Origin of the sequence: Mesorhizobium sp. 1B3 (genome assembly GCF_050958605.1) — a bacterium.
Taxonomy (GTDB): domain Bacteria; phylum Pseudomonadota; class Alphaproteobacteria; order Rhizobiales; family Rhizobiaceae.
Genome location: NZ_JBJHDO010000008.1, coordinates 261,038 through 286,141, shown reverse-complemented (window position 1 = coordinate 286,141; position 25,104 = coordinate 261,038). Strand labels below are relative to the sequence as shown.

Here is a 25,104-nt window from a genome sequence, read left to right as displayed (position 1 = left end):
CACCGTTGACGTTTTTCCACCACATATATAAAGATTTATATGTAAATATGTAATCGGTTCGGGAGGAGCCAATGGCCGATCGTCCGCCGCCACTTTCATCGCGTCGAGGATTTATCAAAAGTGGGCTGATCGGCGCCGCCACCTTGGCGAGCGGCCTTGCCGCGCGAGCAGCAGGCGGCGAGGAGGTCATCACCGAAATCCAGGACTGGAACCGGTATCCGGGTGATGGCGTCGATGCGAGGCCTTACGGCAAGCCCTCGCAATTCGAGGCCCACGTGGTGCGCAGGAACGTTCCCTGGCTAACGTCCGACACGATTTCTTCGGTCAATTTTACGCCATTGCACGAGTTGGACGGGATCATCACCCCCAACGGGCTGTGCTTCGAGCGTCACCATGCCGGCATTGCCGAGATCGATCCGGCCGCGTACCGGCTGATGATCAATGGACTGGTCGAGCGGCCGCTCGTCTTTACTCTCGCGGATCTGAAACGCTTCCCACGAGAGAACCGCGTCTACTTCCTCGAATGTGCGGCGAACTCCGGGATGGAGTGGCGGGGAGCTCAGCTCAATGGCTGTCAGTTCACGCACGGCATGGTCCATTGCGTCATGTACACCGGGGTCCGTCTCAGGCATCTCCTTGACGAAGCCGGTCTCAAATCCGAGGGCAAGTGGCTGCTTGCCGAGGGAGCCGATGCGTCGGCGATGACGCGCTCGATCCCGATGGAAAAGGCGCTCGATGACTGCATGGTTGCCTTTGCCATGAACGGCGAAGCGCTCCGGCCCGAGCAAGGTTATCCCGTGCGGCTGGTCGTGCCGGGCTGGGAAGGCAACATGTGGGTGAAATGGCTGCGGCGCCTGGAAGTCGGCGACCAGCCCTGGCAGCACCGGGAGGAAACCTCCAAATACACGGACCTTCTCGCCAATGGAAAGGCCCGCCGTTTCACCTGGCTCATGGACGTCAAGTCCGTGATCACCAGTCCCAGCCCGCAGGCCCCGATCACCCATGGCAAGGGGCCACTGGTTCTGACGGGGCTTGCCTGGTCGGGTAACGGCATCATCAAGCGGGTGGACGTGTCGGTCGACGGCGGGCGAAACTGGAAAACGGCGCGCCTTGACGGCCCGAGCCTGCCGATGGCCCTGCATCGTTTCTACCACGAGTTCGACTGGGACGGCTCCGAGCTCTTTCTCCAATCGCGCGCCATCGACGAGAAAGGCTTCGTCCAGCCGACGAAAGAAGCATTGCGCGCGGCGCGAGGACCAAACTCGATCTATCACAACAACGGCATCCAGACCTGGCATGTAAACAAGGACGGAGTGATCGAGAATGTCGAGATTTCTTGATGCCGGATTGTGGCTCGGGGTGCTCATGCTGGCGGCGATTTCCGGCGCCGCGGCACAGCATGCCAACGGGAAGCTGGGGCTGGGCAGGGTCGCCACGAACGATGAGGTGGCGGCCTGGGATATCGACGTGAGGCCCGACGGGCTCGGCCTCCCGGAGGGCCGTGGCACGGCGGCTGACGGGATGGCCATCTATGATGCCCAGTGCGCATCATGCCACGGCGATTTCGGCGAGGCGATCGGCCGGTGGCCGGTTCTGGCGGGCGGTGACGGAACGCTGGAAGCGGAGCGGCCGGAGAAGACGATCGGCTCCTACTGGCCTTATGCAACGACGATCTACGACTATGTCAGACGCGCCATGCCCTTCGGCAATGCGCGGTCATTGTCGGACGACGACATCTATGCGTTGACGGCCTATCTGCTTTATCTCAACGACGTTGTCGACGACGAGGAGTTCGAGCTTTCCAAGGAGAACTTCGCTTCGATCAAGCTGCCCAACCAAGACAACTTTATCGCCGATGACCGCCTCCAGGAGCCGCATTACGCCGATGGGACGGAACCCTGCATGAACGACTGCAAGCCGGGCAAGGCGGAGATCATCATGCACGCCGCAGTTCTCGACGTGACACCGGAGGCTGCCGACACGGACGAAGCGCCCGCAGGCGGAATCGACTGATCTGCCGGCTCAGAGGGGCATGCGGCGGTCAATCGTCCCCTCGTTTCGAAGCGTCGACAGAACCAAGCGGGCGCGGCACCTGTCCGCAGCGGCCTTTCATGTGGGGCTGCCCCCGTCACGCCACCTTTTCACAAGTTTCTTCGGTGCCATCCTCAGCCAGGCGCGTTCGAGCCGGTGCGCCAGTTCGTCTGGCGAAACCTCGTGAATACGCAACAGCACGGCCGGCCAGCCCTTGTAGTGATCGGTTTCGAAGAAGAGCTCGGGCGCTGCGGCCATCAACATCTCCTTCTCCTCCAAGTCGACCATCAGCACGACCGTGTCGGCGTCCTTGACGCGGCAAAACGATTTCTTGCCGACCTTCAGGGCAGGTGTGCCGTAGGAGTTACCTGTCTCGACTTCGAGAAGCCTTTCGGCGGCTTTGCGCAACCTCTCGAAAGCCGGCTCAAGATCCCGCCCATTAGCCCTCACGGAGGAATCAGGCTGCGAAGCGATCCGCTTCCGAGGCATAATAGTTGACATAACGCGTGCTCAGCGCCGCGACCGGCAGGACGATGAGGACATCGGTCGTGCAGAAATCCTTGTCGAGAACGCAACCGTCGCCGATCTTGGCGCCGAGCCGGAGATATCCTTTGATCAAGGGCGGCATGGCGGCTATGGCCGAGCGCGCATTGACGGCCTCCGGCGGCATCATGTCCATCGCGACGTAGCGTTCGGCGACCGCGCGCACTGCCCACGGGGCGTCGGCGCGGCAATGATGGGCGAGATAGGACAAGGCCTCCGCATGGGCGAACGGATCGGTGCCGTGGAAGGACGCGCAGCCGGTCATGACGCCCACCGAATAGTGGTTGATATAGGCCCAGATACCCTGCCAAAGGACTTCGATGGTGCGCTTGGAACGATAAGCCGGCAGTACGCAGGAACGCCCCAGCTCGAGGAATTTAAGCCCAGGGTGCTGGGCCACCAGCTTATCGAGTTCGAATTCGTCGTTCGAATAGAACCCTCCCGCCGCGGCGGCCGTTTCCTGACGCAGCAGCCGGTAGGTGCCGACGATCCGGCGATGTTCCGGCCCGGCAATTGAGGTGTCGAAGACCAGCAGATGATCGCAGACGGCATCGAACCGGTCCGCGTCGCGCTGATCGAGTGCATGCGCGATGTCGCGCTTGGCGCCCAATTCGTCGTAGAAAACCCGATAACGTATTTCCTGTGCCGCCGCGATCTCCGACGAATCACGTGCGAGGCGGACTTCGAGCGGCCCTATGCGCCCAAGGGTTGCGCCCCTGTCGAGCCCATCGAACCTGCGGCCGAAAGCGTTGGAATCCAAGGCGCTCGGAAGGTCTTCACGCTCCGGCATGGTTGTCTGCACGGGTGATTCTCCTTCGAGCCATCCCTCGTGGCGCGGGGATAAGCAAGCTGTGCAACATGGCTATGACAGTATCGTGAACAGGTGAGAGCGGCAATAGTTTGGCGGCTCATTGTCGTAAGCCGGCCGCCTGCTCCTCGACAGTGCGAACCAGAATCTCAGGATCGAGAGGCTTGACGAGGAAGCCGCTCGCTCCGTGCGCAAGCACGGAATGCCGCGTCGTCTCCTGGCTGTCCGCCGAGAGTACCATGATCGGAACGGGGACGGCGCCCCTCTCCTCCTCGTCACGACGGATGAGGGCAATTGCATCGAGCCCGTCCATGACAGGCATATGGAGATCCATCAGCACCACGTCGAATCGGGGCGCCCTCGCGGCCAGCGCCTCCACGGCGGCTTTGCCGTTGCCGACGACCTCGACCTTGTGGCCCGCTTTGGCGAGGGTCGCCCGTGCGAGCATCGCGTTGATCTCGTTGTCCTCGGCAATCAGGATAGAGAGCGAGCGTTGCCTCTGACACGCCACGGCGCGCTTCGGCCGCCTTGCGCGGACTACCGACTTTGTCGGCTCCTGCGCGAGCGCCTGGAGCAGCATGCGCATCAAGGTTTCGCCGCGGACGGGCCGCGCGAGATAGGTGGAATAGCCGGCAGCGCGGAACTCGGCCAGCATGCCACGCTCGGTCGGGGTAATCATCACGATCGCCTCGGCCGCCTCATAGCCGCAACGGCGCAGGCGGGCGAGGCTCTTGGCGTCGCCCGCCTGGAACCAGGCTTCGACCAGCAACGTGTCGCATCCCCCCGCGAGTTCCGCCGCCTGCGCCATGCTGCACGCGATCTCGGCGCCGCCGCCATGGGCACGGATGGTTCGCGCAATGCCCTCGGCTTCCAGCGCACTCCTGTGGAGGATCACGATACGGCGCCCTTCGAGCACCGGCGCTTGCACCAGGGGAGCATCGCTCGTTCCGGAAACGGGGATCTGGACCACAAATTCGGAACCTCGGCCGGGCTCGCTGCTCACAGCGATCGTCCCGTCCATGGCGTCGATGATGCGCCGGGAGATGGCAAGCCCCAGCCCGGCGCCGCCGTGCCTGCGCGTCGAACTGCCGTCGGCCTGTTCGAACTCCTCGAAGATGCGGTCGAGATCGTCCTTGTTCATGCCCGGTCCGGTATCGGTCACCGCGAATCTTATGCGGCGGCCGACGTCGTTATCGGCCATGGACACGGCGACCATGACCCCGCCCATATCTGTGAATTTCACCGCATTGCCGATGAGATTGAGCAGCACCTGCCGCAGGCGACCGGGATCCGCCTCGATCATGGAGGGCACATCGGGCGCGACATGGCATCCGATTCCGATCTCCTTGGCATGCGCCTTGGCGGCCAGGAGCTCGACGACGTTCTCGGCCAGTTCCCGCGGTGATACCGGCTGCGGCTCGAGTTCGAATCGGCCGACCTCGATCTTGGAGTAGTCCAGCAGATCCTCGATCAGGGCAAGCAACGCACCGGCAGAGGTGGAGACGGCGCCGACATAGGTGCGCTGCTCGGGCGTGAGCTTCGTGTCCGCAAGCAGCTTGGCCATGCCCATGATGCCGTTCATGGGCGTGCGGATCTCGTGGCTCACCGTGGCCAGGAAGCGCGACTTGGCGCGGCTGGCGAATTCGGCCCGCTCCCGTGCGTTGATCAGCGCCATCTCGGCGCGTTTTCTCGCGCTGATGTCGCGCGCGATCGCGCGATGCGAGACCGACTCGTTGCCTTTGTCGCGCACGGACAGCTCGATCCAGGAGAACCAGCGCGTGCCGCCCTCGCCATGGATGGCGACGTCGGTCGAGCTCAGGCATTCCCCCGCGGCGAAGGCTGCGTCGGGCACGATGCCGACATCGATACCGAGTTCGAGCAATGTCCGCCCGGATATGTCATCCGGCGCGCGGCCGACGAGATCGGCGAAGACCTGATTGACATAGACGATGCGGCCGTCTCGGTCGCGATGGACCACGACATCGCCGAGCGCGTCGACAAGGCCGCGAAATCGCTCCTCGCTTTCCTGCAGCTCCCAGATGTGGTCGGCCAGACGTTCGAATTCGACGCGGTTCCGGGCCGCCCTTTCATCGAGCGCCGCCGCGGCAATCCCCTCCCTGGAAAGACCGCGCCATAGGACGGCCAAACCTGCAAGGCCGAGAACCAGCAGAGACAGCCCGAGATATGTCGGAGCGTCCGCATGGAAAGCCAGCGCGGCAAGGCCGAGGACGCCGAGCCATAAGGCGCCGCGCAGCAACGCTGCGTCCCTTCTCGGCAGGACTGGCGCGAGCGGCGGTGGAGGTTCGATGAGCAAGCGGCTTCCCGCAGCCGGGCGGGATCCCGGTGCTTCGAGGATTTCGTCCAGAAGTTTCTCGGCCGCCATGGCCGCACCCTAAGGCCAAGCGCTTAGGGAAGCTTTTGAACGAAAGCTAGAATTTTAGCCATCCTTGGAGGAGGCCGCCCGCTCTCGCCGCCAGCCCAGCACTTCGTCCAGGATCACCAGCCCTGCACCAACGGTGATGAAACTGTCGGCAAGATTGAACACCGCGAAAGACCAGACCGGCGTGTGGAAAAGGATGTAGTCGATGACATGCCCGTAGACTGCCCGGTCGATCAGATTGCCGGCGGCGCCGCCGATGATAAGCGTAAAACCCAGTCTCGACAGCATTTGGCTCGGTTCGGTCCGCAAAGCCAGGAACAACACGAAGGCGACGACCGCCAGCGACAGGACGATCAGGCCGGTATCCCCGACGGAGGAGAACATCGAGAAGGCAATGCCGGTGTTGTAAGTGCGATAGAGTGCCAGGAACGGCAGAACCTCCACGGCTTCATGCATCACCAGCCGTGTCTCGACGAGATATTTGATCCATTGATCGAAGGCGATCGCCGCTGCGAGCACCACGGCATAGACGGACAGTGACTTCAGCTTCACTCCACGCCCTCCGCTCCGAGTTTCAAGGCCGTGCGGCGGATCTCGAACAACATCACTCCGGTCGCCACGGCCAGGTTGAGCGAATCGGCGCGGCCCGCCTGCGGGATGCGCACGAGGCGATCGCAGGCGTCGGCCAGATTGTCGGGCAATCCCTGCTGCTCGTTGCCCATCATCAGCAGCACCGGCTTGCCGGCGTAGTCCACCGAGCGGTAGTCGACCGCCCCTTTGAGATGCGTTCCGGCAACGAGGCCGGCGAAGCCCTTGCGCCAGGCGAGGAAGGATTCGACGCTAGTCTTGGCGACAGGGACGGCGAAAATCGATCCCATCGTGGCACGCACCGTTTCGATCGAAAACGGGTCGGTCGTCTCCCCGACAAGGATGACGCCGCTCGCTCCGACTGCATCGGCGGTGCGGATCACCGTACCGAGATTGCCGGGATCACGCACGCGGTCGAGCGCGACCCAAACCTCTTCGCCGCTCGGGCGTATATCCTTGAGGGGCAGATAGCGCTGGGTGAACACCCCGACCACCATCTGCGGATTGTCGCGACGGGTGATGGCCGCAAGGACCTTCTCGCTCACCTCCAACACCAGGCCGCCGGCGGCCACCGTGCGCGCGGCCACCTTCTCGACTGCCGCGTTGCCCCGGCCGGACTTGGCGAAGATCAGCGTCCTGATCGTCCAGCCGAGGTCGAGGGCGTCGATCACCAGCTTCAGGCCCTCGGCCAGGAAGGCGTTCTGCTGGTCCCGGAACTTCTTGAGCGCCAGCGCCTTGATGTCCTTGACGATCGGGTTGGAGAGGCTGGTGATCTCCTTGACCTGGCCCACCGCACGATGTCCTTCGTTCATTGCCCCACCCAGCGCGAGAAAAGCGATGTCGAAAGCGCCCGGCCGGCGGATTCCTCACGGATTACCAGTTCGCCGGATTCGACCTTGCCGCCCATGCCGGCAAAGGTGTCGCGCATGAGGGCATGGATGGCGAAGAAGGAAGCGCGGATGGAATAGGCGGTCAGCACAACGGCGAGCGGCCGCGGCGAAAGGATCGAACGGCAGAGATCGGCCATGGCGGGCAGGTCATCGAACAATTGCCACACCTCGCCCTTCGGCCCGCGTCCGTAGGCCGGCGGATCGAACAGGATGATATCGTAGCGGCTGCCGCGCCGTTCCTCGCGTTCGGCGAACTTCATGGCGTCCTCGACGATCCAGCGGATCGGCTTGTCGGTCAGCCGCGCCTTCTCCTGGTTCTCCCGCGCCCAGCCGATCGCTTTCTTGGATGCGTCGACGTGGGTGACCTCGGCGCCGGCCTTGGCGGCGACCAGCGACGCGAGCCCGGTGTAACCGAAGAGGTTGAGCACCCTCACGGGACGCTTGGCCGCCGCGATCAGGCCCGCCATGTGATCCCAATGCGATGCCTGCTCGGGAAAGATCCCGACATGACGGAACGAGGTGAAGCGCCCCAGGTAATCGATGCCGTCATGGCGCATCGGCCAGGTTTCGCCGAGCGGCACCCTCGGGAAACGCCAGCGCCCGATGCCTTCCTCGTCCGTGTCGCCTGTGAAGATCGCATCCGCGCGCTCCCATTCGCGCGCCGGCAGCGCCCTCTGCCAGATCGCCTGGCCTTCCGGGCGCACGATGCGATAGGGACCGTACTGCTCGAGCTTCTCGCCGCCGCCGCTGTCGAGGAGCGCATAGTTCTCGTTGGGTGCGACCTCCAGGATCAAGGGCAGATTTTCCGCCGGCAACTCGCCTTCGCGCCGACCTGTGACGCGTGGCGTTTCGGGTTGCCGCGGCTCGCGCGCGGCGATCCGTTCGGCCGGCCGCGTCGCGTCCAGCCTCTCGTCCCGAGAGGCGCGCTGCTCCGCGCCTCGTGGACCCGGCCGAGGCGGGCGGTTGTCGCGACGCTTGTCACGCGATGGTTTCAAGACAGCAAAGCCTCCGGAACATCGGGCGCTTGTGGCACAGGGGCTTGCGCTTCGCAACCGATGGGACGAGCGGCCACCTGCCGGCAAGGCGGCTGGACAAGCCTGGGTGAAGATGATGAGATCGCCTCGAACGGGGACAAAAGATAACAAGAAGTCATCTGGGGCCAAGCGAAGGGCAACGAGGGAATGGGAGCAGTCATGGGACACTTCAGAACTCTAGCTTTCGCAGCGGCTGTGACGTTTGCAGCCGCCATGCCTGGTCGTGCGGACACGCCGCCCGACACGCTTGTCATCGCAGACAAGATCGACGACATCGTCTCGCTGGACCCCGCCGAGAGCTTCGAATTCTCGGGGAACGACGCGCTCAACAACGTCTATGACACACTGATCAAGATAGACCCGGTCAGCGAACAACTCGTGCCGGGGCTCGCGGAGCGTTGGGAAGCCATAGAAGACGGCAAGACCTATGTCTTCAAGATCCGGGAAGGCCTCAAGTTCCACTCGGGCAATCCCTTGACCGCCGAAGATGCCGCGTGGTCTCTGCAGCGGGCCGTCAAGCTGGACAAGACCCCGTCCTTCATTCTCACCCAGTTCGGCTTTACACCGGAGAATGTCGACGGGCTGATCAAGGCGACGGGTGAACACGAACTGCAGATCACCACCGACAAGGTCTACGCACCGTCCTTCTTCTACAATATCCTGACATCTGTCGTTTCTTCCGTCGTCGACAAGCAGGAAGCGCTCGCCCACGAGCAGAACGGCGACATGGGCTACGAATGGCTCAAGACGCATTCGGCGGCATCCGGTCCGTTCATGCTGCGCTCCTGGAAGCCGAACGACTCGGTCGTTCTCGAGGCTCCGGACGGCGACTACTGGGGCGGCAAGGTGGCGATGAAGCGGATCTATGTCCGCCACGTCGCCGAGCCTTCGGCCCAGCGCCTGCTCATCGAGAAGGGCGACATCGACATGGCCCGCAAGCTCACGCCCGGCGACATCCAGGCGGTCTCGGCAAATCCCGACATCAAGATCCAGGAAGAACAGCGCGGGCGCATCTTCTACATTGCCGCCAACCAGAAGGTCGAAACGCTTGCCAACCCCAAGGTGATCGAGGCGATCAAATACCTCATCGACTATGAAGGGATGGCGAATTCCTTCCTCAAGGGTCAGGTCGTCCCCCATCAGGCGTTCCTCCCGAAGGGCTTCCTGGGAGCCATCGATGACCGCCCCTACACGCTCGACGTCGAAAAGGCGAAGGCCCTTCTCAAGGAGGCCGGCTACGAAAACGGCTTCGAGGCCACGCTTTGGGTCCGCAACGAGCAGAAGCGGCTCGACATGGCTCAGTCGATCCAGAACACGCTTGGCCAGGGCGGCATCAAGGTGAATATCCGAAGCGGCACCGGCGCCGAGATCCTCGGCGACTACCGGGCGCGCAAGCATGAGTTGATCCTGGAAGTATGGGGGCCGGATTATCCCGACCCGCAGACCAACGCCGACACTTTCGCCAGAAATCCTGACAATTCCGACGAGGCGAAACTCACGGGCGTCCTGGCGTGGCGCACCGCATTCCCGGCGAAAGCAACGACACCGATGGTCGATGCCGCGGTGGTCGAGAAGGATACCGAAAAGCGCCGCGCCATGTATGAGGAGATGCAGCGGATCCTGCAAAAGGATTCACCCTTCATGTGGCTCTTCCAGGAAGTCGAGCAAAACGCGATGCGCAGGGGTGTCGACGGCTTTTCGACCGGCAAGGCCTTGAGCTCGGCTTATTATTGGCCGGTGGTGAAGAATTGACCTCGCCATCGCGTGGCTCCGGAGCTTTCCGTTCAAGGAAGGCTCCGCAGACTTAGCGCTTGTGAGGCTTGCCCCCCAACGCGACGAAGGATGCTATGGCCGCCGAGGACAACAGCCTGAACAGGCGCGGTTTTGGCGGCATCGGCCTGCGGCGCGCCGTGGCGCGTCTCGCCCAGACCGCGCTCAGCCTGGCGGTGACGTTCCTGGGCCTGCTCTTCGTGACCTTTTTCATAGGACGGATCATCCCGATCGATCCCGTTCTTGCCACTCTCGGTGACCGGGCGACGCAGGAGCAATATGAGGCGGCCCGGCAGGCGCTCGGCCTCGACAGACCTCTTCTCGAGCAGTTCGCCATCTATGTCGGCGACGTGCTGAGAGGCGATTTCGGCATGTCGCTCCTGACGGCACGCCCCGTGATCGAGGACATCGCCAATGTGTTCCCCGCGACCCTGGAGCTCGCGACGCTGGCGACGCTCATCGGTGTCCTGATCGGCGTTCCCGCCGGCGTCACGGCAGCGGTCAACCAAGGTCGCTGGCCCGATCAGGCGATCCGCTTCGTCGGGCTCCTCGGCTATTCGATGCCGGTATTCTGGCTAGGGCTGATTGCGCTTCTGGTATTTTACGGCAATCTCGGTTGGGTGAGCGGCCCAGGTCGTCTCGACGTGGCCTACGAGCTCGACTTCGAGTTCGATGTCACCCACGTGACTGGCTCTATCCTCATCGATTCGGCTCTCTCGGGCGCATGGGATGTCTTCTTCAACGCACTGGGCCACATCATCCTGCCGGCCGGCGTGCTGGGCTACTTTTCGCTCGCCTACATAGCGCGCATGACCCGCAGCTTCATGCTCGAGCAGCTGAGCCAGGAATATGTGACGACGGCGCGCGTCAAGGGGGTGCCGGAACGGCGGGTCATATGGGTGCATGCCCTTGGCAACGCTCTCGTGCCGCTGATCACGGTCATAGCGCTATCCTACGCCTACCTGCTGGAGGGGTCGGTGCTGACCGAAACGGTCTTCGCCTGGCCGGGCCTCGGGCTTTATATCACCAATGCCCTGTTCGCGGCCGACATGAATGCCGTGCTCGGCGGTACCGTGGTGGTCGGAATCGTGTTCATCGGCCTCAATATCTTGTCGGACCTGCTCTATACCCTTGTCGATCCAAGAGCCCGATGAGAATGCGCGTGAGGGGCGACTTGGCGACGACAACCAATAATCCGAAGGGCCCTGCAGCCTGGCTTACCACCGATACGCCAGGCTCGCGCTTTCAGGCACGTGCCGTCGAGATCTATCTTGCCTGGCTCGGCTTCGTACGCAATCCGCTCGCCGTGCTCGGCCTCGTCATCATCCTGCTCCTTTTGATGATGGCGGCCTTCGCCCCGCTCATCGCCACCGACGACCCGAACGCCCAGAACCTCGCCGACAGGCTGCGCGAGCCTGGCTGGCAAGGCCATCTCCTCGGCACAGACGAACTCGGCCGCGATATCTGGAGCCGCATCGTCTACGGCGCCCGCACGACCCTCTACATCGTCGTCCTGGTGACGGTCACGGCACCTGTCTTCGGCCTCGTCGTAGGGACGGTCGCCGGATATCTCGGCGGCTGGACCGAGCGCATCCTGATGCGGCTGACCGACATCTTCCTTGCATTTCCCCGCCTCATCCTCGCGCTCGCCTTCGTCGCGGCGCTCGGGCCGGGTGTGGAAAACGCGGTGCTTGCGATCGCGCTCACGGCCTGGCCGCCGTATGCGCGGGTGGCTCGCGCCGAGACATTGACGGTACGGCACTCCGACTACATCGCCGCGGCGCGCCTCCAAGGCGCGGGACCGGGAAGGATCATCCTGGGCCACATCATGCCGATGTGCGTGTCTTCGGTGATCGTGCGCGTCACGCTCGACATGGCCGGCATCATCCTGACCGCAGCCGGCCTGGGCTTTCTCGGGCTCGGCGCGCAACCTCCTCTTGCCGAATGGGGCGCGATGATCTCGTCGGGCCGTCAGTACCTGCTCGACCAATGGTGGGTCGCCACAGTGCCAGGGCTCGCAATTTTCATCGTCAGCCTTGGCTTCAATCTTCTCGGCGACGGGCTGAGGGATGTTCTCGATCCAAGGAGCGCCCAGCGATGACGGCGGCGCTTCTGAAGCTCGAGGACCTGTGGGTCAGGTTCCGCACCCGCACGGGTATTATCGAGGCGGTTCGCGGCATCAGCTTCGAGGTTGGCCGCGAGCGGCTCGGCATTGTCGGCGAGTCCGGCTCCGGGAAGACGATGACCGGCCGCGCCGTGCTGCGCCTCATTCGTCCACCGGGCGTGGTCGAAGCAAGGCGGATGATGCTCGAGGATACCGACCTTCTTGGTCTTTCCGAGCGGCAGATGCGGGCGGTCCGTGGCTCGCGCATCGCCATGGTCATGCAAGATCCGAAATTCTCCCTGAACCCGGTAATGCGTATCGGGCGCCAGCTCATGGAAGCATTGAAGGTTCACGCGCGCGTATCCGCTTCCGAGGCACGGGAACGAGCGCTCGAAATGCTCGCGGCTGTCCATATCCGCGATCCCCAGCGTGTGTTCAACGCCTATCCGCACGAGCTCTCCGGCGGCATGGGCCAGCGCGTCATGATCGCCATGATGCTGATTCCCGGCCCCGATCTTCTGATCGCCGACGAGCCCACATCGGCGCTCGATGTCACGGTCCAGCTCCAGGTGCTCGGGATCATGGATGCCCTGGTGCGCGAGCGCGGCATGGGGCTCGTCTTCATCAGCCACGATTTGCGCCTGGTTGCGACTTTTTGCGATCGGGTCCTCGTCATGTATGCCGGTCGCATCGTCGAGGAGCTTCAGGCGAATCGGCTGGAAGAGGCCAGGCATCCCTATACGCGAGGCCTGCTCAATTGCCTTCCGAAGATCGGCGGCGGAAAGGAGCCGCTCCCCGTGCTGCAGCGCGAGGCGGCCTGGGCGCGATGAAAGCTCAGCCGTCCCACGAGCGAGCCCCGGTCGTGCCGATGCTCGAAATCGAGGATCTCCAGGTCGTGTTCGGGTACGGCCGCTCCGAAGTACGTGCCGTGCGCGGCGTCAGCTTCAGCGTCGCGGCGACCGAGTCCTTTGGGCTCGTCGGAGAGTCGGGGTCGGGCAAGTCGACGGTCTTGCGGGCGATCTGCGGCCTTGCGACGAAGTCCGCGGGAGTGATCCGCATTGCTGGCGAGATTGTGCCCGAGCCCCGTGATCGGACCTTTGCCCGACGCCTCCAAATGGTATTCCAGGATCCGTACGGGTCGCTTCATCCGCGCCACACCGTGGATCGGGTGCTCTCCGAACCTCTGGCGATCCATGGCATTTCCGACCGTCAAGAGCGCGTGGTTCAGGCACTCAAAGATGTCGGCCTGGGACCCGCCTTCCGCTTCCGCATGCCGCACCAGCTGTCGGGCGGACAGCGACAGCGTGTCGCCATTGCCCGGGCGCTTATTCTCGAACCGCAGATTCTGTTGCTCGACGAGCCAACCTCGGCGCTCGACGCTTCGGTGCAGGCGGAGGTTCTGAACCTGCTGAGCCGTCTTCGGGCCGAGAAGAATCTCACCTACGTTCTCGTCAGCCATAATCTCGCCGTCGTGGACCATATGTGCGAGAGGCTACTCGTCATGCAGAGCGGCGAGGCGATCGAACATCTCGAGGCGGCAGCCCTCGCCGGCCAGCAGGTAAAGACCGACTACACCCGCCGATTGCTGGCCGCGAGCGAAGGTTACGACCGCGCGGCGGTAACCTCGAGCATCGCCTTCCGGCCACGAGGCTAAGGCAGGGGATTCGGCTCAGACCGACGTGCGGCCTGCCGACAGGAGCGAAAGCACCAGTGCAACGAAACCGCCGAGCTTGATGGCGGCGACGGCCATGTGTCCCGTCTCCCATCGCAGTCGGATCTGCTCGAAATCCACAGGGATCGGGCCCGGCGTCCAGGTGGCCAGCACATTGTTCGCGGGGCGGACCCATAGGAACCACGTCATCAGTGCGACCGCATAGAGGACGGCCGCGCTCAGCGCATAGGCCGATGCCGGCCGGTCACCCCATAGGACATAGGCAAGGGCGATCGGACACATGATGGCGGCGATGTCGAGCACGGCACCGGCAATGGCAAACATGCGAAATTGCTGATTGAAGACCGTCGTCTCCCGCCAGAGATCCGGAGGCCAGAGCGTCAGTCGCGGAACGGATTCGAGGACATGCGCGAAGGAGGGGCCGAGGCTGAGCGCCCCCACGATTGCGGCCAGGGCTGCCAGGACGATCACTGCTCCGCTTGTCCTCATGTCGGCGGCAAACGGCCGGGAAAGCGATTCGTTCCGGTCAGCGCCCTGTGTCTACGGGTTTCGTGAAAGCATTCGTAAAGCGCAGACCGCCTGTTTCCGATGTCTCCGCGAGAACGACCTCGAGCCTGTTTTCAGTCACCCGGACCACCGCGAAGCCACCCATATAGGCGGCCTTGGGTTTGAAGAGGTCGAGCTTCCCATGTTGGTAGATCATAGCCGTTTCGTGCTGATGGCCATGGAAGAGGCCGATGACATTGAATCCAGCCAGGACGTCCAGCAGCGCCTGCCTCTCGGTCTCGCTCCACCAATGGTCGTCGCCTTCCCCCTGATCGTCGAAAGTCCTGGCCGCCGGGTCCCAGCGCTCCGTCGAAAAACCGTCCCAGCCATAATGTTGGAAGAGGATGACGGGCCTGCCGTCCGACGCGCTGTCCGCGAGATCGTTCTTCAGCCAGTCGAGAGCACTGATCGCCCTCTTGCGTGTGTCCCCACCGAAACGATGCAGTTGGACGAGATGCAGGCCTCCCCAGTTCCAGGAGTAGCTGTCGGATTCGACGTGATAGTTGGAGGCGGGAACGGGAGGCTTGAAGAAGACTCCGGGCCGATGGTTGATCTCGACATAGTCCCGCAATTCGCGGCGGTACCAGTCTCCGTGCTGGGCCGGCCCGTCCTGGTCGAGATCGTGGTTGCCGAGCCCGAGATAAACCGGGAAATGGATCCGGTCCGGCCCGACGCCTTGTTGATAGCGATGGCTGAATTGCAGGAGCTGCGTGCCCTCGCCAGGCAAGGCGATCTGTCCGCCGCCGTCGTCGGTTAGATCACCGCCCATGACGACGCCGAGCGGCGTCTCGATCTTCTGCCCTGCCCGTTCCAGGCCGGTCGGCATGCCGCCTATGTCGGCCGGCCAGACAGTTTCGGCTATGCGGTTGATCGCATTGATGTGCCGCAGCAGATTGGCGTCTGTCTTGCCCTCCGCCGCGCAATTCAGGCTGAGGCCGGTTTCCATGCGGCAGGCGTGGATATCGTTGGTGAAGATGAAGGTTGCATCGATGCTCGCCGGACCGCTCTGGGCAAGCGCCGGCGTGGCAGCCATAACGGCTAGGGCGAGCAAGGCGGCAAGGGCATTTGCCGGCGTCGATGCAGTCATCCCCGAACCTCCTGGAACGCCGCACGCCTTTCAGAGGCGCGGGCAATGCTCCGTCAGTTGGAATCCCCCGCATCATCCTTTCAAATCGTCCCCGGTTCCCGGTGATGCATCAACTGGACGATCCCCCGGGGAAGACTATGCCCGCGAAGTCTCGTAGACTGCAATGCCCGCGGCAAGGTCTTCGAGCGCGGCGCCCACCGACTTGAACAGCGTGATGTCGTTCGGTGACTGCCGCCCCGGCTTCTCCCCGCGGGTCAGTTCGAACAGATCGGCAAGAATAGCCGCCTCGCTGAGAACGCCCGACGCCAGCGGCTGGACGATGTCGCCGGCTTCTTTGGTGGCTCCGGCACGGGTATCGACATGGACCCTCGCCCTGCGGATCGTCTCGTCGTCGGCCTCGCGCATGGAGGGCGTGAAGCCGCCGACCAGATCGACATGCGCGCCTGGCTTCAACCGGGCACCTCTGACCAGTGGGTCGGTCGAAATCGTGGCGCAGGATACGATGTCGGCCCAACCCAGCGCGGCGTCGAGATCGGTCGTGGCGGTCGCGTTGAGGCCGTCGGCGCGCAGGGCTTCGGCCGCCTTTTCAGCATTGGCGTCCGTGCGGTTCCAAATCCTGACCTCATCGATCGAACGGACCGCCGAATGCGCCTTGGCAAGAAACGGGCAAAGCGCACCGGCTCCGACGACGAGGAGTTTCGCAGCGTCTTCCCGTGCCAGATAGGTCGCCGCGAGCGCGGAGGCGCAGGCCGTGCGCCACTGCGTCAGGCGCTGGCCGTCGATGAGCGCCTGGGGCTCCCCGGTCTTGCCGTCGAGCAGCAGGTAGAGCCCCATGACGGCCGGTTTCGCAACCGCGTTGTTGTCCGGCGACACCGTCACCACCTTGACGCCGATGTGGCCACCGGCCGACGTGCCGACGGCATTAAAATCGGTCCAGGCCGGCATCAGCAGCAGGGTGGAGGCAGCGCCGTCCGGCCGCTCGATCGTATGGTGGTGGCGCACCGGCTGGACCGCTCCGTCGCGGAAAATCCGCCGGAGCGCCTCGACAAGCCCTTCGAAGCTCAGCGCGCGATCGACCCCGTCGGCCGAAATCATCAGCATGCCCGTCTCCACGAATATGATCGCCTGAATGGTGGAGCCGTCCTGTTGCGAGCGCAACAGGACGGCTCATGCCAATTCGCGCGCCATGCTTTAGCCCCCTGGGCCCGGCAGAGCCGGCGGGACGGCTTGCTGCGCCGGCGTCTTGGGCGTGGCCGCCCGCAAGCCATGCAGCTCCTGCTCCCGCTGACGCGCCAGCCGACGGTAGCGTCCCTGTTTCCACCAGGTCACGGCGCCGCCGACAAGCAGGCCCAGCGCGACGGCGGCAAAGAGAAGGACGAACAAAGGAAGTTGAACCGTCAGTGCCGGATTGCCGGGATTGAAAGGATCGAGCGTGAAGGCCGTGACGCCCCGGTTGGCAACCGCCAGCGCGATGAGCACGATGGCCAGCGGCACGAGCACGACGATGAGGATAAGGCGATTGAGCATGGCGTGAAGTCCGGGCGTTCAGCCCTGCCGGGCAGGCTTCATGGGGATCCCGCCCGTCATCGGGGACGATTTGCGCGCTATCCGCCGCATCAGGCGTTCAGCCTTTCGCGCAATTCCTTGCCCGTCTTGAAGAACGGCACCCATTTCTCCTCGACCTCCACGGCCTCCCCGGTCCGCGGGTTGCGGCCGGTTCGGGCCGGCCGATTCTTGACGGAAAAGGCACCGAAGCCGCGCAACTCCACCCGGTTCCCTTCGGCCAGCGCTTCGGTGATTTCCTCGAAGATCGCATTCACGATGTTTTCGACATCACGTAGAAACAAATGCGGATTGCGGTTCGCAATGATTTGCACGAGTTCTGACTTGATCATGCGCGGGGTCCCCTCCGATCGTGTAAAGTCATGGTATGGGAATGATTTTACTGGCTTTTCGGTCGCCCTAAAGGGGCTTTTCAGCGTGCCAGACCGACAAGAGGCCGTCAAGGAAGATGCGCTCTCCACCGATCTGACGGATAAGGTCGGAGCCATAATCAGGCAGGCCGAAGAGGCGGCCGAGCTGGCGCGCTGCTGCCTCCGAGAGCAAGAAGCTCGCGCCGCCGGACTTCGGCTTCCATTCTATGACCCTGAGCTCGGCGTCCACCCCTCTGGTCGCCAGCCAGCCGATCGCCTCCTGTTCTCCACCCAGCGAATCGACGAGCTTCTTCTCCAGCGCCTGACGTCCGGTGAAGACGGAGCCGTCGGCGACCGCCAGAACCTGTTCGCGCGTCAACGGCCGGCGTTGCTGGACTAGGCCGACGAACCAGTCGTAGCTGTCGAGGATCATGGAGCGGATCATGGCTCGCTCCGGCTCGGTGGTTGGATTGAAAGGCGAAGGTTCGGCCTTGAGCGGCGAGGATTTGATCTCGTCGAGCTGGATGCCGATCTTGTCCATCAGGCCGGTGAAATTGGGAAACTGCACGAGAACGCCGATCGAGCCCACAATGGAAGACTTGCGGGCCACGATGTGGTCGGAAGCGCTGGCAATCATATAGCCGGCCGAAGCGGCGAGCGTACCAACCTGGGCAACGACCGGCTTGTCGGCCGCAAGCCTGCGTACCCCGTCGAAGATCGCCTCGCCACCGGCGGTGGTGCCGCCGGGCGAATCGATCGACAGGATGACCCCCTTCACTGCCGGCGACTTGCGGATCTTCTCCAGCCGCTCGAGTAGGTCTTCGTCCTCGGTGATGGTGCCTTCGATCTTGACCTTGGCAATGTGGTCGCCTGCGGCCCCGGCGAGGTTCTCCCCGCTGAGCCACAAGGCACCGGCGCCGATCGCCAGCGCGGCCACGAGGAGGGCTGCGGCCCGCCAGAAGGTGAGCTTGCGCCGCAAGCGGCGGCGATCGATCATTTCGTCGGCGCGTATGGCCATGAATGCCTCGCTATCCAGCTCCGGTAAGGAGCTGGCGTTTTAGAGCGGTTCCGGTGGAGATGGAAGCAATTCCGTTTGCGGAGTCTGCATTTAGCCGTATTGCCCCTACGGTAGAAATCGTCATGTTTAGCGGGCGGGGCCTTACAATCCTTCGCAAAATAACCATATTGGAATGTCAGTCGCCGATGACGAATGACCATCGGTCCCATGCTTGTCTGGCGATTTTTTTGGACATGGCATAAGGGGGACGGATTCGCGGGCGGCCGAGGCAAGCATTTTCAGGCGACAGCCTCGCAGGATACTTATGGACTTGAAGCATGGCAGCGGCGGTGACCGCACGCGGGCCGGATGATCTTTTGGCGATGACGGCACGAACCGACACACCTGTAGGAAGCAGAATGCATCCGCGCGACGGCAAGGCCACTGCAGCGCGCCGAGACGCGTTCCGGCAGGCGACGCATCATTCCCGGCGTGTGCGGCTGCTCAAGGTCGTTCTGCCGGTGCTGGCGTTGGCCATGGCAGTCGGGTTCGCCGGCTATTCCTGGCTCTCGACGCCCGCCGAGATCTCGTTCGACATCACCAAGACTTCCTATGCCGACGGCAAGCTCGTGATGGCCAATCCCAAGCTGGAAGGGTTCTCCAAGAACAATCTGCCCTATTCGATGACCGCCATGCAGGCCGTCCAGAACATGGAGGCTTCGGGCATATTCGAGCTCGAGGCCATCGACGCCAAGCTGCCGATCGACGCCGATAGCTGGGCCACGGTCCAGTCTCCACGCGGGATCTATGATCGCGACAACAACACGATCGACTTCACGGGCGATGTGCTCATCACCACGACGGACGGCATGAGGGCCAAGTTCAGCAAGGCTTTCTTCGATATCGGCAAAGGCGATCTCAAGACCAGCGAGCCCGTCGATATCGATACGGGCGGGACGCAGATCGCGGCCGATTCGATGATGGTGCTTGAAAATGGCAAGGTTTTGATATTCGAGAAGCGGGTACGCATGGAAATCGCGCCCGACCAGCTACACACAGGCGGGGAAACGACCGGAGAGACCAATGGCGGTTAGGACATTATCCCGGCTGTGCGCCGGTGCCGGGCTGGCACTCGTGATCTTCGCCGCCGGTACGGCGTTCGCCCAGACGAGCCAGACGCAAATGCCGGGCCTGCAACTGTCCGGCAACGAGCCTATCCAGATCGAAAGCGACAAGCTCGAAGTGCGGCAGAACGAGAACATCGCCATCTTCAGCGGCAACGTCACGGTCGTTCAGGGCAAGACCTTGCTTAAATCCGGCAAGATGACGGTCTTCTATGCCAAGGGCAGCGGGTCGGCGACAACGGGTTCCGCCAACATCGACAAGCTCGAGGTCGAGGACAAGGTGTATGTAAAGTCGGAAACCCAGGTGGCGACCGGGGACCGCGGCACCTTTGATATGAAGAAGGAAGTCCTGGTCCTGACCGGCAAGAAGGTCGTGCTTACCGATGGGCCGAACGTGCTGGTCGGCTGCAAATTGACGGTGCAGATGCAGTCCGGCGAGGCGCAATTCGTCGGCTGCGAAGGCGGCGGCGACGCGAGCGGCCGCGTGATCATGTCGCTTACGCCTGGTTCCGCCAACCAGCCCGGTACCAATCGTCCCCCTGCGCAGAGCCAGTAAATGGCCGAATCGCCTTCGTTTCTAGCCCGACTGAAGAGCCGGTTCGCGAAGATGCGTGCCGCGCCGGCAATCAACAAGAATGCCGACCAGCTCAAGGGCACGCTGATCGCGCGCGGCTTGACCAAGGCCTACAAGGGCCGCGAGGTGGTTCGCGGCGTGTCGCTCGGCGTCCGCGCCGGCGAGGCGGTCGGGCTGCTTGGCCCGAACGGTGCCGGCAAGACGACATGCTTCTACATGGTCACGGGCCTGGTGCCCGTCGACCAGGGCACGATCGAGATCGACGGCTTCGACGTCACCTCCATGGCCATGTACCGGCGGGCGCGCCTGGGCATCGGTTATCTTCCGCAGGAGGCGTCCATCTTCCGTGGCTTGACGGTCGAGAACAACATCCGTGCCGTGCTCGAAGTCACCCACAAGAGCCGCAAGGAACGCGATCGCGACCTCGACGCACTGCTCGAGGAGTTCCACATCTCGCATCTCAGGAAGTCTCCCGCGATCGCTCTTTCAGGCGGCGAAAGGCGGCGGCTGGAGATCGCCCGCGCGCTCGCCAGCAAGCCCCATTACATGCTGCTCGACGAGCCGTTCGCCGGCATCGACCCTATCGCGGTGGCCGACATCCAGCAGCTCGTGCGGCACCTCACGCAGCGCGGCATCGGCGTCCTGATCACCGACCATAATGTGCGCGAGACGCTCGGCCTGATCGACCGCGCCTATATCATCCACGCCGGCGAGGTCCTGACGCACGGCCATCCCTCGGACATCGTGTCGAACGCCGACGTGCGCCGGCTCTATCTCGGCGAAGCCTTCACGCTGTAGGACGAGCGCTTTTCCGCAACCGCGACATAGCGCGCTAAGGCAAATTTCGACCGCAATCTTCTTGACAAGCAAAAGCTGGGCCAGTTTCATTCCGCCAGGGGAAATCCTGCAACCACAACCGCTGTTGCGGATGCCTAGGGCTATCCGGGGAGAAACGAGCCGAGATGATTTCGCTTGCGGCCAAGCTGCAGCTTCGCCAGTCGCAGTCGCTGGTGATGACGCCGCAACTGATGCAATCGATCCGGCTTCTGCAGCTTACCCATCTCGAACTCGAACGTTTCGTCGATGAGGAAATCGAACGCAATCCGCTGTTGGAGCGCATCGATCCCGGCGCGGAAGCTCCGGTCGAACCATATCCCGAAACGCCCCCCGAGACCGCCTCTTCCGAAGCCGACTGGTTCTCCGACGAGGGAGCCGCCTGGAGCGCGGAAGCCATGGCCGACAAGCTCGACACATCGCTGGAGAACATCTTCCCCGACGACCCCGGCACCGTCGACCGGCTCGGCCCCGACCTGTCGGCCCAATGGAAGTCGCTGGCGGGCGGCGGAACGGCGTCCGAAGGCCTGAATCCGGAAGACCTTGCCGCGGCCGCCATCACCTTGCGCGGTCATGTCGCAGAGCAGGTCGCATTCGCCTTCGCCGACCCGGCGGCACGTCTTGTGGCGGCCGAGCTGGCCGACGGGCTGGACGATGCGGGATATCTTCGGACGGATCCGACCGAGACCGCCGAAAGGCTCGGCGCCGATCCGGCCTTCGTCGGCGAAGTGCTCGCCACCTGCCGGACCTTCGACCCTCCCGGTATCTTCGCGTGCGACCTCGCCGAATGCCTGGCGCTGCAGCTTGCCTGCCGCAACCGGCTCGATCCGGCCATGAAGGCGATGCTCGGCAATCTCGAACTGCTCGCGCGCCGCGACTTTCAGGCCCTGAAACGGATCTGCGGCGTCGACGAGGAGGATCTCGTCGACATGATGAACGAGATCCGGGCTCTCGACCCCCGACCCGGTCTCGCCTTCGCCGGGGGCACAGCCGACGCGATCGTCCCCGACGTCCTGGTACGGCAGGCAAATGACGGGTCCTGGGCGATCGAGCTCAATGCCGACACCCTGCCGCGTGTCCTCGTCCATCAGGCCTATTTCGCGCAGGTCGCGTCGCAAGTGAGAGATCAGGCCGAAAAGGATTTCCTCGGCGAGTGCATGCAGAACGCCAACTGGCTGACACGCAGCCTCGACCAGCGCGCCAAAACGATCCTGAAGGTCGCGGCCGAGATCGTACGCCAGCAGGATGCGTTCCTCGCCCATGGCGTGCGGCACTTGCGGCCACTCAACCTACGCAACGTGGCCGAAGCCATCGGCATGCACGAATCGACCGTGAGCCGGGTCACGAGCAACAAATACATGCTGACCCCGCGCGGGGTCTTCGAGCTACGCTATTTCTTCACCGCGGCGATCGCCTCGGCCGAGGGTGGCGACGCGCATTCCTCCGAAGCCGTGCGCGACCGTATCCGCCAGCTCATCGACGAGGAAAAGGTGGACGTGCTGTCCGACGACAGCATCGTCGACATCTTGAAAAAGAGCGGCATCGACATTGCGCGCCGCACGGTCGCCAAATACCGCGAAAGCATGAATATCCCCTCTTCCGTCCAACGCCGCCGTGAAAAACGGGCCTTGGCTGGCGTGGGCGTGTAACCCATTCGAAATCGCCGGGCGCAGCCCGATGGCATGTCAGGGCTTCGCTGCGGCCTGTGGACCAACGGTGGATATCCGTATGCTGGCCATCGATGCTTCGCCAAGAGCCCGCCCGCGCACGAACGGAGCGGTCGAGGAAAAGCCTGGACAGCTCTCCTTCCCCCTGCGGAAGCCGGGTTTCGTTGACAATTGGTTATGAAGTGACTAGAAGCCCGGCCGCATGAGAGAGGGGCGATAGAGCCCATGCGGAACGATATCCGCTCGCAAAGGGTTGTGATCAACCAGATCGTTCGGACTTGAATCGGCGACGACGACGCCGCAAACCTTGTGCGCTTCGGCCACAGGTATAAACTCGAAACAGTTTGAAGTCTGAGCAAGGAAGGTCAGTTTTCAGATGAGCCTGCGTATATCCGGAAAGCACATGGAGATCGGTGACGCCTTTCGCGGCCGTATCGAGGGGCGGATCGCCGAGCTCATGACCAAATATTTCGATGGCGGCTATTCCGGCCGCGTCACCGTCGAGAAATCCGGCTCGCGTTTCTCCGCCGATTGCATGATCCACCTGGACACCGGAATGGAGCTGCAGACGACGGGCGCCGCACAGGAACCGATGCTCGCCTTCGACGCAGCTGCCGACCGGTTCGAGAAGCGCCTCAGGCGCTACAAGCGGCGGTTGAAGGCACATCCCAATGGCAGCAACTCCGGTATTCTGGGCGAGGCCACCGACATAGCCTATCTCGTGGTCGCGCCCGTGGCCGACGAGGACGACGAGGTGCCGGAGGACTATGCTCCAGCCATTATCGCTGAATCGACGGTGGCGCTGAAGACCATGTCTGTCGCCGATGCGGTGATCGAACTCGATACCAAGGACAGCCCGGTCTTCGTGTTCCGAAACGCCGGCAACGATCAGGTCAACATCGTTTACCGACGCGCCGACGGCAATATCGGCTGGATCGATCCATCATCGACGACGGTATCGGCCTCGAAAGCGCGGCCGGCCCAAGGAAAGCACGATGCGTAGATTCGGTGTGTCAGAGCGGCCTTTGCGCGTCCGAGCGGACGCGGGGCGTCTTATGAGCGTCAACGGATAACAAGAACAATCCCGGCCGCTGGCGAGGGGTCTGGCGGTAAACGGGAAACCAGAGGATGCCAAATATGGATCTCAGCGACCTGATCGAGGTCTCGGCAATCATGCCGGCCTTGAAAGCCAATTCCAAGAAGCAGCTCCTGCAATTGCTCTCGGAAAAAGCCGCCGGAATTACCGGCATTCCCGAGCGCGAAGTGTTCGACACGATCCTGCAGCGCGAGCGGCTGGGCTCCACCGGCGTCGGCAACGGCATTGCCATTCCCCACGGCAAGTTGCCCGGGGTGAAACGCATCACCGGCGTCTTCGCGCGCTTGGAATCGCCTGTCGACTTCGAGGCGCTGGATGATCAGCCCGTCGATCTCGTTTTCCTGCTGCTCGCTCCCGAGGGAGCGGGCGCCGACCACCTGAAGGCGCTGTCCCGCATCGCGCGCGTCCTGCGCGATACCGACACGGTAGCCAAGGTCCGCGGCACCCGGGATGCCGCCGCCATTCACGCGCTGCTTTCGGAAACTCCGGCCTCCCACGCCGCGTAGAGCGCGCGGCTCGGTTTCGGGCTCGAGAAACGGCGCGCTCTAGCTCTTTGTTTCAGCCGCATTTACGCCTTGCCGAGTGATTCCACTTGGCTGCGAAGGCTTTGCGTTAAATTTGCGGAGAAACGATATTTGGGGGCGGCGGCGGTGCCGCCCTTTCTACTGCCCTCAATGGATGCTGACGGGCGTAAGTTCATTCTCGAGAGCGCCGGCGAGCGCCCGGTCTCGGGCGTCGGAGAGCAGGATGGGCTGCCCGTTCGCGGCGAAAAGAGCCCAGAGTTCGAGCCCCGGCGCTATGTCCGTCAGCCCGGGGAAGCGCCCACGCAACTCGTCGCTGGAAACCTTGCGGAGGTAAGCGACCTGACCCTCACCGAGATGAGCCAGTTGCGCCTCGGTCAGCGTCAGTCTTGTTTCGTTGCCAGTCATTTCAGCCTCCTTCTTGCGGGGCGTCCTTCCGACCAACCCGCGATAGAGCTATTTGGTTCCGGTCGAAGGACCGGATCAATCTTTCACCGATATGTTTATTTTCCGTACCAGCCGCTCCGGCTCGGGCCGATCGAGGTCGATCGACAGAAGACCGTTCTTCAACTCGGCAGCGATCACCCGCATGCCGTCTGCTAGCACGAAAGTTCGCTGGAACTGTCGCGAGGCAATGCCGCGATGCAGATATTCGCGCTCCGTATCGTCATCGCCTTGGCGGCCGCGCACCACGAGCTGATTTTCCTCGGTAGTGACGTCGAGATCGCTCTCGCAGAAGCCGGCGACGGCCAGCGTTATTCGAAGTCTCTCGCCCTTGCCTTCCACGGAGCGAAGCCGCTCGATGTTGTAGGGCGGGTAGGTGTCGCCCGTTTTGGCCAGGCGCTCAAGAGTTTTTTCCATCGTATCGAAGCCCAGAAGCAACGGGCTCGAAAATGGAGTCATTCGCGACATTTTCTGTCCTCCA

General features: G+C 63.2%; 27 protein-coding genes. 13 read left to right on the top strand and 14 right to left on the bottom strand.

Annotated elements, in window-relative coordinates; all coding sequences use genetic code 11:
* Nucleotides 1-71: 71 nt before the first annotated feature.
* Entirely contained in the window at nt 72-1,340 is a 1,269-nt protein-coding gene (soxC, locus tag ACCO56_RS22160; protein WP_433643019.1) for a sulfite dehydrogenase, read from the top strand.
* Nucleotides 1,324-2,013, top strand: a complete 690-nt coding sequence (locus ACCO56_RS22155) for a c-type cytochrome (RefSeq protein WP_433643018.1) — start codon at nt 1,324-1,326, stop codon at nt 2,011-2,013. Before soxC ends, ACCO56_RS22155 begins: the two co-directional genes overlap by 17 nt.
* Nucleotides 2,014-2,109: 96 nt before the next feature.
* On the opposite strand, the gene ACCO56_RS22150 is transcribed toward ACCO56_RS22155, so the two are convergent.
* From ACCO56_RS22150 to ACCO56_RS22125, 6 genes are all read right to left on the bottom strand, one after another.
* Complete coding sequence (locus tag ACCO56_RS22150; RefSeq protein ID WP_433643017.1) at nt 2,110-2,439, bottom strand: MmcQ/YjbR family DNA-binding protein; 330 nt, start codon at nt 2,437-2,439, stop codon at nt 2,110-2,112.
* 49 nt (nt 2,440-2,488) lie between these two features.
* On the bottom strand, nt 2,489-3,376 hold the full coding sequence (locus tag ACCO56_RS22145; protein ID WP_433643016.1) for a GNAT family N-acetyltransferase: 888 nt from the start codon (nt 3,374-3,376) through the stop codon (nt 2,489-2,491).
* Nucleotides 3,377-3,482: 106 nt separating this feature from the next.
* Entirely contained in the window at nt 3,483-5,765 is a 2,283-nt protein-coding gene (locus tag ACCO56_RS22140; RefSeq protein WP_433643015.1) for an ATP-binding protein, read from the bottom strand.
* 54 nt (nt 5,766-5,819) lie between these two features.
* On the bottom strand, nt 5,820-6,308 hold the full coding sequence (lspA, locus tag ACCO56_RS22135) for a signal peptidase II (protein WP_433643049.1): 489 nt from the start codon (nt 6,306-6,308) through the stop codon (nt 5,820-5,822).
* A 2-nt stretch (nt 6,309-6,310) separates the two neighbouring features.
* Nucleotides 6,311-7,162, bottom strand: coding sequence for a TrmH family RNA methyltransferase (locus ACCO56_RS22130; RefSeq protein WP_433643014.1), 852 nt, complete (start codon nt 7,160-7,162; stop codon nt 6,311-6,313).
* Nucleotides 7,159-8,235: an RsmD family RNA methyltransferase gene (locus ACCO56_RS22125; protein WP_433643013.1), complete on the bottom strand. Its 1,077-nt coding sequence runs from the start codon at nt 8,233-8,235 to the stop codon at nt 7,159-7,161. Before ACCO56_RS22125 ends, ACCO56_RS22130 begins: the two co-directional genes overlap by 4 nt.
* A gap of 252 nt (nt 8,236-8,487) precedes the next feature.
* Here ACCO56_RS22125 and ACCO56_RS22120 point away from each other — a divergent pair, with 252 nt between their 5' ends.
* The 5 genes from ACCO56_RS22120 (at nt 8,488) to ACCO56_RS22100 (ending at nt 13,802) form a co-directional block, all read left to right on the top strand.
* Entirely contained in the window at nt 8,488-10,026 is a 1,539-nt protein-coding gene (locus ACCO56_RS22120; protein ID WP_433643012.1) for an ABC transporter substrate-binding protein, read from the top strand.
* A 95-nt stretch (nt 10,027-10,121) separates the two neighbouring features.
* Entirely contained in the window at nt 10,122-11,198 is a 1,077-nt protein-coding gene (locus ACCO56_RS22115; protein WP_433643011.1) for an ABC transporter permease, read from the top strand.
* 2 nt (nt 11,199-11,200) lie between these two features.
* On the top strand, nt 11,201-12,145 hold the full coding sequence (gene nikC / locus ACCO56_RS22110) for a nickel transporter permease (RefSeq protein ID WP_433643010.1): 945 nt from the start codon (nt 11,201-11,203) through the stop codon (nt 12,143-12,145).
* Nucleotides 12,142-12,978 carry an ABC transporter ATP-binding protein gene (locus ACCO56_RS22105; RefSeq protein WP_433643009.1) on the top strand — a complete coding sequence of 279 codons (837 nt, stop codon included), beginning with the start codon at nt 12,142-12,144 and terminating at the stop codon, nt 12,976-12,978. The genes nikC and ACCO56_RS22105 overlap by 4 nt, the downstream gene beginning before the upstream one ends.
* The gene (locus ACCO56_RS22100) at nt 12,975-13,802 is read left to right on the top strand and encodes an ABC transporter ATP-binding protein (protein ID WP_433643008.1); all 828 of its coding nucleotides are present in this window, start codon (nt 12,975-12,977) and stop codon (nt 13,800-13,802) included. The genes ACCO56_RS22105 and ACCO56_RS22100 overlap by 4 nt, the downstream gene beginning before the upstream one ends.
* A gap of 15 nt (nt 13,803-13,817) precedes the next feature.
* Here ACCO56_RS22100 and ACCO56_RS22095 read toward each other — a convergent pair whose 3' ends face one another.
* The 6 genes from ACCO56_RS22095 to sppA all read right to left on the bottom strand — a co-directional run bounded on the left by ACCO56_RS22095 (nt 13,818) and on the right by sppA (nt 18,384).
* On the bottom strand, nt 13,818-14,309 hold the full coding sequence (locus ACCO56_RS22095) for a DUF1772 domain-containing protein (protein ID WP_433643007.1): 492 nt from the start codon (nt 14,307-14,309) through the stop codon (nt 13,818-13,820).
* A gap of 37 nt (nt 14,310-14,346) precedes the next feature.
* Nucleotides 14,347-15,453 (bottom strand): metallophosphoesterase, encoded by a 1,107-nt coding sequence (locus ACCO56_RS22090; protein ID WP_433643006.1) that lies wholly within the window; start codon nt 15,451-15,453, stop codon nt 14,347-14,349.
* Nucleotides 15,454-15,588: 135 nt separating this feature from the next.
* Nucleotides 15,589-16,554, bottom strand: coding sequence for an ornithine cyclodeaminase family protein (locus ACCO56_RS22085; RefSeq protein WP_433643048.1), 966 nt, complete (start codon nt 16,552-16,554; stop codon nt 15,589-15,591).
* Between the two features lie 90 nt (nt 16,555-16,644).
* The gene (locus ACCO56_RS22080) at nt 16,645-16,980 is read right to left on the bottom strand and encodes a LapA family protein (RefSeq protein WP_433643005.1); all 336 of its coding nucleotides are present in this window, start codon (nt 16,978-16,980) and stop codon (nt 16,645-16,647) included.
* Between the two features lie 89 nt (nt 16,981-17,069).
* Nucleotides 17,070-17,348, bottom strand: a complete 279-nt coding sequence (locus ACCO56_RS22075) for an integration host factor subunit beta (RefSeq protein WP_433643004.1) — start codon at nt 17,346-17,348, stop codon at nt 17,070-17,072.
* A 67-nt stretch (nt 17,349-17,415) separates the two neighbouring features.
* Nucleotides 17,416-18,384, bottom strand: coding sequence for a signal peptide peptidase SppA (gene sppA, locus ACCO56_RS22070; protein WP_433643003.1), 969 nt, complete (start codon nt 18,382-18,384; stop codon nt 17,416-17,418).
* Nucleotides 18,385-18,782: 398 nt separating this feature from the next.
* Between sppA and lptC the strand changes: the two genes are divergently transcribed.
* The 6 genes from lptC (at nt 18,783) to ptsN (ending at nt 24,164) form a co-directional block, all read left to right on the top strand.
* Nucleotides 18,783-19,457, top strand: a complete 675-nt coding sequence (gene lptC / locus ACCO56_RS22065) for an LPS export ABC transporter periplasmic protein LptC (protein WP_433643002.1) — start codon at nt 18,783-18,785, stop codon at nt 19,455-19,457.
* Nucleotides 19,447-20,043 (top strand): LptA/OstA family protein, encoded by a 597-nt coding sequence (locus ACCO56_RS22060; RefSeq protein ID WP_433643001.1) that lies wholly within the window; start codon nt 19,447-19,449, stop codon nt 20,041-20,043. Before lptC ends, ACCO56_RS22060 begins: the two co-directional genes overlap by 11 nt.
* On the top strand, nt 20,044-20,859 hold the full coding sequence (gene lptB / locus ACCO56_RS22055) for an LPS export ABC transporter ATP-binding protein (protein WP_433643000.1): 816 nt from the start codon (nt 20,044-20,046) through the stop codon (nt 20,857-20,859).
* A gap of 167 nt (nt 20,860-21,026) precedes the next feature.
* Entirely contained in the window at nt 21,027-22,544 is a 1,518-nt protein-coding gene (rpoN, locus tag ACCO56_RS22050) for an RNA polymerase factor sigma-54 (RefSeq protein WP_433643047.1), read from the top strand.
* 394 nt (nt 22,545-22,938) lie between these two features.
* Nucleotides 22,939-23,565, top strand: a complete 627-nt coding sequence (gene hpf, locus ACCO56_RS22045; RefSeq protein ID WP_433642999.1) for a ribosome hibernation-promoting factor, HPF/YfiA family — start codon at nt 22,939-22,941, stop codon at nt 23,563-23,565.
* Between the two features lie 134 nt (nt 23,566-23,699).
* Entirely contained in the window at nt 23,700-24,164 is a 465-nt protein-coding gene (gene ptsN, locus ACCO56_RS22040; protein ID WP_325607776.1) for a PTS IIA-like nitrogen regulatory protein PtsN, read from the top strand.
* Nucleotides 24,165-24,329: 165 nt separating this feature from the next.
* On the opposite strand, the gene ACCO56_RS22035 is transcribed toward ptsN, so the two are convergent.
* Together ACCO56_RS22035 and ACCO56_RS22030 are read right to left on the bottom strand one after the other, a co-directional pair.
* Nucleotides 24,330-24,587, bottom strand: coding sequence for a DUF1150 family protein (locus ACCO56_RS22035; protein WP_433642998.1), 258 nt, complete (start codon nt 24,585-24,587; stop codon nt 24,330-24,332).
* 75 nt (nt 24,588-24,662) lie between these two features.
* On the bottom strand, nt 24,663-25,091 hold the full coding sequence (locus tag ACCO56_RS22030) for an Hsp20 family protein (RefSeq protein ID WP_433642997.1): 429 nt from the start codon (nt 25,089-25,091) through the stop codon (nt 24,663-24,665).
* Nucleotides 25,092-25,104: the final 13 nt, after the last annotated feature.

Bases quoted from the DNA above. Each gene is read 5' to 3' on its own strand.
- ACCO56_RS22155 (WP_433643018.1), top strand. From the start codon at position 1,324: ATGTCGAGATTTCTTGATGCCGGATTGTGGCTCGGGGTGCTCATGCTG.
- ACCO56_RS22130 (WP_433643014.1), bottom strand. From the start codon at position 7,162: ATGAACGAAGGACATCGTGCGGTGGGCCAGGTCAAGGAGATCACCAGC.
- lptC (WP_433643002.1), top strand. From the start codon at position 18,783: ATGCATCCGCGCGACGGCAAGGCCACTGCAGCGCGCCGAGACGCGTTC.
- lptB (WP_433643000.1), top strand. From the start codon at position 20,044: ATGGCCGAATCGCCTTCGTTTCTAGCCCGACTGAAGAGCCGGTTCGCG.
- sppA (WP_433643003.1), bottom strand. From the start codon at position 18,384: ATGGCCATACGCGCCGACGAAATGATCGATCGCCGCCGCTTGCGGCGC.
- ACCO56_RS22115 (WP_433643011.1), top strand. From the start codon at position 10,122: ATGGCCGCCGAGGACAACAGCCTGAACAGGCGCGGTTTTGGCGGCATC.
- hpf (WP_433642999.1), top strand. From the start codon at position 22,939: ATGAGCCTGCGTATATCCGGAAAGCACATGGAGATCGGTGACGCCTTT.
- soxC (WP_433643019.1), top strand. From the start codon at position 72: ATGGCCGATCGTCCGCCGCCACTTTCATCGCGTCGAGGATTTATCAAA.
- ACCO56_RS22090 (WP_433643006.1), bottom strand. From the start codon at position 15,453: ATGACTGCATCGACGCCGGCAAATGCCCTTGCCGCCTTGCTCGCCCTA.
- ACCO56_RS22120 (WP_433643012.1), top strand. From the start codon at position 8,488: ATGCCTGGTCGTGCGGACACGCCGCCCGACACGCTTGTCATCGCAGAC.
- nikC (WP_433643010.1), top strand. From the start codon at position 11,201: ATGCGCGTGAGGGGCGACTTGGCGACGACAACCAATAATCCGAAGGGC.
- ACCO56_RS22030 (WP_433642997.1), bottom strand. From the start codon at position 25,091: ATGTCGCGAATGACTCCATTTTCGAGCCCGTTGCTTCTGGGCTTCGAT.
- ACCO56_RS22035 (WP_433642998.1), bottom strand. From the start codon at position 24,587: ATGACTGGCAACGAAACAAGACTGACGCTGACCGAGGCGCAACTGGCT.
- ACCO56_RS22140 (WP_433643015.1), bottom strand. From the start codon at position 5,765: ATGGCGGCCGAGAAACTTCTGGACGAAATCCTCGAAGCACCGGGATCC.
- ptsN (WP_325607776.1), top strand. From the start codon at position 23,700: ATGGATCTCAGCGACCTGATCGAGGTCTCGGCAATCATGCCGGCCTTG.
- ACCO56_RS22095 (WP_433643007.1), bottom strand. From the start codon at position 14,309: ATGAGGACAAGCGGAGCAGTGATCGTCCTGGCAGCCCTGGCCGCAATC.
- ACCO56_RS22060 (WP_433643001.1), top strand. From the start codon at position 19,447: ATGGCGGTTAGGACATTATCCCGGCTGTGCGCCGGTGCCGGGCTGGCA.
- ACCO56_RS22080 (WP_433643005.1), bottom strand. From the start codon at position 16,980: ATGCTCAATCGCCTTATCCTCATCGTCGTGCTCGTGCCGCTGGCCATC.
- ACCO56_RS22105 (WP_433643009.1), top strand. From the start codon at position 12,142: ATGACGGCGGCGCTTCTGAAGCTCGAGGACCTGTGGGTCAGGTTCCGC.
- ACCO56_RS22075 (WP_433643004.1), bottom strand. From the start codon at position 17,348: ATGATCAAGTCAGAACTCGTGCAAATCATTGCGAACCGCAATCCGCAT.
- ACCO56_RS22085 (WP_433643048.1), bottom strand. From the start codon at position 16,554: ATGCTGATGATTTCGGCCGACGGGGTCGATCGCGCGCTGAGCTTCGAA.
- ACCO56_RS22100 (WP_433643008.1), top strand. From the start codon at position 12,975: ATGAAAGCTCAGCCGTCCCACGAGCGAGCCCCGGTCGTGCCGATGCTC.